6 protein-coding genes are annotated in these 5,751 nt (G+C 50.5%); 3 read left to right on the top strand and 3 right to left on the bottom strand.

What is annotated here, in order from left to right; genetic code table 11:
* Positions 1 to 232: 232 nt before the first annotated feature.
* Complete coding sequence (locus NZ772_12440; GenBank protein MCS6814358.1) at positions 233 to 802, bottom strand: flavodoxin family protein; 570 nt, start codon at positions 800 to 802, stop codon at positions 233 to 235.
* 108 nt (positions 803 to 910) lie between these two features.
* On the opposite strand from NZ772_12440, the gene NZ772_12445 reads away from it, so the two are divergent.
* Complete coding sequence (locus NZ772_12445) at positions 911 to 1,252, top strand: helix-turn-helix transcriptional regulator (GenBank protein MCS6814359.1); 342 nt, start codon at positions 911 to 913, stop codon at positions 1,250 to 1,252.
* A 51-nt stretch (positions 1,253 to 1,303) separates the two neighbouring features.
* Here NZ772_12445 and NZ772_12450 read toward each other — a convergent pair whose 3' ends face one another.
* Both NZ772_12450 and NZ772_12455 read right to left on the bottom strand, forming a co-directional pair.
* Positions 1,304 to 2,062, bottom strand: coding sequence for a class I SAM-dependent methyltransferase family protein (locus NZ772_12450; GenBank protein ID MCS6814360.1), 759 nt, complete (start codon positions 2,060 to 2,062; stop codon positions 1,304 to 1,306).
* An 86-nt stretch (positions 2,063 to 2,148) separates the two neighbouring features.
* The gene (locus NZ772_12455) at positions 2,149 to 3,870 is read right to left on the bottom strand and encodes a pentapeptide repeat-containing protein (protein MCS6814361.1); all 1,722 of its coding nucleotides are present in this window, start codon (positions 3,868 to 3,870) and stop codon (positions 2,149 to 2,151) included.
* A 346-nt stretch (positions 3,871 to 4,216) separates the two neighbouring features.
* On the opposite strand from NZ772_12455, the gene ispD reads away from it, so the two are divergent.
* Both ispD and NZ772_12465 read left to right on the top strand, forming a co-directional pair.
* Positions 4,217 to 4,921, top strand: a complete 705-nt coding sequence (gene ispD, locus NZ772_12460) for a 2-C-methyl-D-erythritol 4-phosphate cytidylyltransferase (GenBank protein ID MCS6814362.1) — start codon at positions 4,217 to 4,219, stop codon at positions 4,919 to 4,921.
* The coding region (locus tag NZ772_12465) for an agmatine deiminase family protein (GenBank protein MCS6814363.1) at positions 4,918 to 5,751 on the top strand (834 nt) is incomplete at its 3' end. The genes ispD and NZ772_12465, both read left to right, overlap by 4 nt.

Raw genomic sequence — 5,751 nt, forward strand, 5'->3', positions numbered from 1 at the left:
GGTGAGCGACTTGTAGATTACTCCAGTCAATTTATGCGTCGCGCTGAGATGTCGGCAGCCTATAGGGATATGGCAACAGTTGGGTTCACCTAGATATGACAGCTCTAGCTAGTTCGTAGTGTTAACTTCAGTTGACTATGCCAAAACCCTAACTTCTTCAACAGCGTACTCAGGCAAGGGAATTAAGCAAGCTCTGTTCCTCCCTGTTTTCCCCTGCCCGTCTGTGTTCCAGCTACTTGTTCCAGCGCTGGGTAGCCATGGCAATGCGCTGACCGTATTTTTCAGCCGTGAGCAGATCGGCAGGATCCACAACGGCTGGCGCACCCGACATATCGACAGGACTTTGACCCATAACACCAAGGAATGAGCCGAGACGGTTAACGGTGCCATCATTCATTTCACCAGCTCCTACCCAAATCATGCCATGTTGAGCTGCATTAATCGCAAGATAAAGCAAGGTGCCCTGTTTGTCACCACTGGGGGAACTAGAATGGGTAAACCCACCTGCGAGTTTGTCTTTCCACTGTTGGGTAAACCAAGCATAGCTGCCTGCATCAATAAATGCCTTGAACTGAGCAGCAACACCACCCATGTACGTCGGTGACCCAAAGACAATGGCATCAGCTTGGTTGAGGGTTGCCATGATGGCATCGTCCTTCCAGCGACCATTGGTAATTTGTTCCCCTGTGATCCGCAGCAGTTTAACCTCTGCACCTGCATCACTGGCTCCTTTAGCTACAGCCTCAGCCATTAGATGAGTGTGACCAGATCCGGAGAAATACACAATCGCGATCGTAGCCATAGAACCTCCTGATATAGCCATTAACTCAACAATGCCATCCTAGAAACTTTTACTTACTAAAGTAAAGTAGGTACAATGAAGTAACTAGAAAACTTTCAGTAACCAGCCATGACAAGACCATCACAAGATTCTAATCCTTGCCCTGTTAGCATTTTGATGAATATTCTGTCTGGCCCTTGGACGCTGTATATTCTCTGGATACTGTCTACGAATGGGTCTACGCGGTTTGGAGCACTGAAGCGACGAGTTGAGGGCATTTCTACCAAGATGTTGACCGAGCGTCTGCGCCTGTTAGAGCGAGAAGGCATTGTCTCTCGGCACTATGAACCCACGGTGCCTCCGCAGGTCTCCTATGAGCTAACGGTAAGGGGTCAGGAGTTAGTTAGCATTTTGGCGCAGTTAAACGAGTTGGCTGAGCGCTGGTATCGTCAGCCTCAAGCAGCCGTATAAGTCAACTGGTGGCTTTCCTGGCAAGCGGTGTAGGGAATGGAGACCTGTAGATTAGTGCTGCTTGACCAAGGTACCTACAGCGAAGAATTGGTTGCGCTCTAAGGTTTCTAGGTGCCAGCCATAGGGTTCTGCCCAGGCGACGAGTTGCTCTGCTGGTCGGGGCACGAGTTCCCATGGACGCTGGTTTAGATCCACTAGGCTTTGCTTGAGCAGCTTTAGGTCGGGGTGATGCTCTTGGATGGTGAACACCCACCGTGCCCCCGGTGGGGTAATAGCAGAGCCATTTTGCAATACGGTTTGAATTTGCTGGTCGTCAGTGAGGATGTCAAAAAAGCCGGATGCCACGAGAATATCGGCCCGATCGCTGGCCAACTCTGACAGCACGAAGGCATTATGGCGCTGAAAGGTAATATCTGTTCGTCCCAAGCGATTAGCTTTATCTTGTCCTTGAGCTACGGCTTCTGGTTCGTAGTCGCCAGCAATAATAGTCGCCCGTCCGGGGGGAATTGTGAACAGGTAAGAGCCAACCCCAGCAGCAAGGTCAACCACTAGGGGATGGTCATAGTGGCTAAGGGCTTGTTGAAGCTGTCCAATCAAGAATTGTCGGCGCGATCGTACCCCATCCCATACCGGGTGAGCTATAAACATCCGGTCAAACCATACCCCCAAGGGGGTAATGCCACGAGGTTGGTTCTCGTAGATATATTCCAGCATTACGCCAGAGTCAAAGCCTGTGCGCCAGCCAAGACGAATGCCATCACTCAATCTACCAATCGTCTGTAACCCAACACGCAATAGCCAGTAGTACACAGTTCACCTTGTGCATTTGTACAGCACAGTTGTAGCAGCAGTTTAAGATAACGACAAGACTAGGCTCATCGTAACCTGAGGGCTAATCATGACCACAGCATTGCGATCGCCGAACGTACGGCCTCTCCCACTAAGGAAGTGCGCTCTGCCTGATCTGCTGATCGCTCCCAGCGTAACAGGCGATCGAGAAAGGTTTTGTCCAGACTTGCACGCTTCATAATCACCTTACCAATCAAGCGGCGCTGTTCCTCATCGGTTTTAATGCCCTGTTGCGTGAGAAAGGCTACCAGCGCTTGACTATGCTGGGCACGGTCTTGAGCATCCTGGGAAAACAAACTAAGCTGGACATGCTGCATGATTTGACCAGGAAGCTTAGAAGTATGGTTGGTTGTTGCCTGAGGCAACGGTGCTGTCCCCAAAGTAGTAGGGTCAGTGCTGGTTTGGTGAGGCTGAACCAAAATGTTCATCCTGGTCAAGATGGCTTTCTGGTGACGTTTCCACTGTTGTTGCATCTCAGGATAAAGCTTAAGAATGCGCTGAGTCAGTGTGCTGGCATTAATGGGGCGATTCACTAGCAGCCTCACAGTCCCCTTGCCATTTGCAAACTCGTAGCTGTTGATTGTCAGGGCCACATCTGGAGACTCTTGCTGAATCTGAATTAGGGAAAACAGCAGTGCCTGCCAGTGCACTTCTCCATCCAGGGTCAGTTCAAGGTGACTACTGCTACCATAGGTGGCTGACATTTCTCCAGGAGCGAAGTCGCGATCGACAGGGTGCCTGTCCATCGCCCGCTTGGCATGGTAATTGAACCGAGTAAAGACATATCGACAGTCCACCTTAGAAAAGTCTGCCTCTTCCACGCGCCAGTTGTAAATGCAACATCCTGTCATCTTGGTGCCCTCCAAGCTAGTCCGAATTAGGTGGCACTGCAACAGACAGGCGTTACTCAAATCTGCTTCACTTAAAATCGTGTCACTAAGGTAGGCCCCGCTGAGGTCAGCACGACGCATGATTGCCCCGCGCAAATTTGCTTCAGTTAAATCTGCTTGTAGCAAATAGGCATCTTGGAGGTCTGCCCTTGGCAAGTGAGTTTTGCGACAACTAGCCTTGAGCAGATAGGCTCCACTCAAATTTGCCCGACTCAAGTCAGCATTATCCAATTGAGCTTCACTCAAATCAGCCCCCTGTAAAATCACCCGGTGCAAGTCTGCCGACTGTAAATTAGCTTGTCGCAAATAGGCCGTGGTTAAATTCACTTCAGTTAGATTAGCGCCTGCTAAATTAGCCTCCCGCAAGTTAGCCTCTTCTAAGTGAGCTTCTCGCAGATTAGCTCGGCTTAGATCAGCCCCAGTGAGGCTGGCCCCTCGCAAGTTGGCCTCCATCAATTCCAAGTCCATTAACTTGGCACTATTGAGCTTTGCACGCTCTAGGTTAGCTTGATCCAGTCTGGCTCCTTGCAGGTCAGCTAGGCTTAAATCAGCTTCCTGCAAGATTGCCCAATCTAACTCTGCTGACTGGAGGTTGGCTAACCGCAAGTCTGCTTTTGTTAAGTTGGCTCCTGACAAGACTGCTTGGGTCAAGTTTGCATTATTCAAGGCACAACTGCGCAAATCAGCCTGCCGGAGATTGGCTCCCACCAAGGTTGCACGGGTGAGAAACGCCCAACTCAGGTTGGCTCCCGTGAGGTTGGCACCTGTTAGGTCAATATCTTGGAGGTTCACTCCACTGAGGTTAGCCTCCCTCAAATCGATGTGAGCAAAATCACGCTCTCCCTGGCGATATCGATTCAGGAAATCTTTAAGTTGCAACGTCTACTCGTCCTTTGATATCTTAACTTAATGAGTACAGAGACCATGATTATAGGAGCACAGCTAGGCTGTATTAGCTAGGCCATATTTAGATGTCACTGTAAGCATCTGCAATCAGAAATCGGGCCAACTCGATGATGAGTTTGAATTAGAGAAATCATCTCTGAGAAGAGAACGACTCCTATTGTCCAACAACTTAATCATGACTCTCATTAACCCCACTTACTTATTCAGTCTATCCATCAAGTCTAGCAAGGCTGATCAAAACTACAGTGCAACCGATAAGATTAGATTGCGTATGTCCGATAGAAACGCATAGAGCCTCTAGCAGGATGGGAAGACGGCAATGCACCTATTGATTCCAGCAGCAGGGATGGGGCGGCGCATGGGTAGCGATCGCAACAAGCTGTTATTAACCCTGTTGTCAGAACCTTTGCTGGCATGGACCTTGAGAGCGGCTGAGGCGGCTGAGCAGATTACTTGGATTGGGATCCTAAGTCAGCCCGATGATTGGCATGACTTTAAGCAAATTGCAGCAGATTTGAAACTAAGCAAGCCTGTGACCTTTATCCAAGGAGGTGACACCCGACAGCAATCGGTTTGCAATGGTGTGCTAGCTCTACCAGAGGATGCTGAGTATGTCTTGATTCATGATGGAGCACGATGCCTAGCAACACCAGCTTTGTTTGATCGCTGTGCTGTTGAAACTCGTCATGCTCACCAAGAGAAGGGTGCAGGTACGATCGCTGCCATTCCTGTCAAAGACACCATCAAGGTGGTAGACCTGCAAACCAAGGCGATTACCGATACGCCTGAGCGTCGCTGCCTCTGGGCTGCCCAAACCCCTCAAGGATTTGCCGTCCGGGCTATCCAACAGTGCCATCGTCAAGGAAAAGCAGAAGGTTGGGAAGTCACCGATGACGCAAGTCTGTTTGAGCGCTGTGGATTGCCTGTGGTGATTGTGCCGGGAGAGGAAACCAACCTGAAGGTGACTACACCCATGGATTTGACGATCGCCGAGTTTATCCTGCGTCAGCGTCTCCAGCTATGACTATTCGTTTCTACCAGCCTGCTGAATGGCATCCCCACAGTGCTTGCTGGTTAGCTTTTCCCAGTCATGTTGAGTTGTGGGATGATTTGTTGCCTGCCGCCCGCGCGGAATTTGTAGAGTTGTGCCGTGCCATTGCTGATCCAGATCCGGTCACAGGTGAGGCACGAGGAGAACAGTTAGAAATTTTGGTACTCGATGCAGACGGGCAAGCGATAGCAGAGCAGATGCTGGGAACTATCCCTGCTCGGTTTCATCACCATGCCTTTGGCGATATTTGGATGCGGGATATTGCTCCTATTTTCTTGGTTCATCCCACTGAGGGACTAGCCACCGTGCGCTTTCAGTTCAATGGGTGGGGCGATCGCTATCACCTACCAGGCGATGACACCGTAGCCCCTGCCATTGCCCGCTGGGTAGATGCACCTGAGTTTACGATCGCCCTAGTTGCCGAAGGTGGTGCCCTTGAAGTTGACGGTGAAGGCACCTGTCTCACCACCCGTCAATGTCTGCTTAACCCCAATCGTAATCCCCATCTGACCCAAGATGAGGTTGAGCGCCTTCTGCACATGGCCTTGGGCGTGTCTAAGGTTATCTGGCTCCAGGAAGGATTGCTCAATGACCATACTGATGGACATATAGACACCCTGGCGCGATTCGTAGCTCCTGGAGTCGTAGTCTGTATGGAAGCTCAGGATCCCAATGATCCCAATCGTGATACCCTCAACCAAGTTGCTACTGACCTAGCTAAGGCCACAGATGCTAGCGGTCGTCGCCTCCATGTCATTCGCATTCCCTCACCTGGCCCAGTGTTGGATCATCAAGGCAACCTT

The organism is Cyanobacteriota bacterium (assembly GCA_025054735.1).
Taxonomy (GTDB): Bacteria; Cyanobacteriota; Cyanobacteriia; order SKYG9; family SKYG9; genus SKYG9.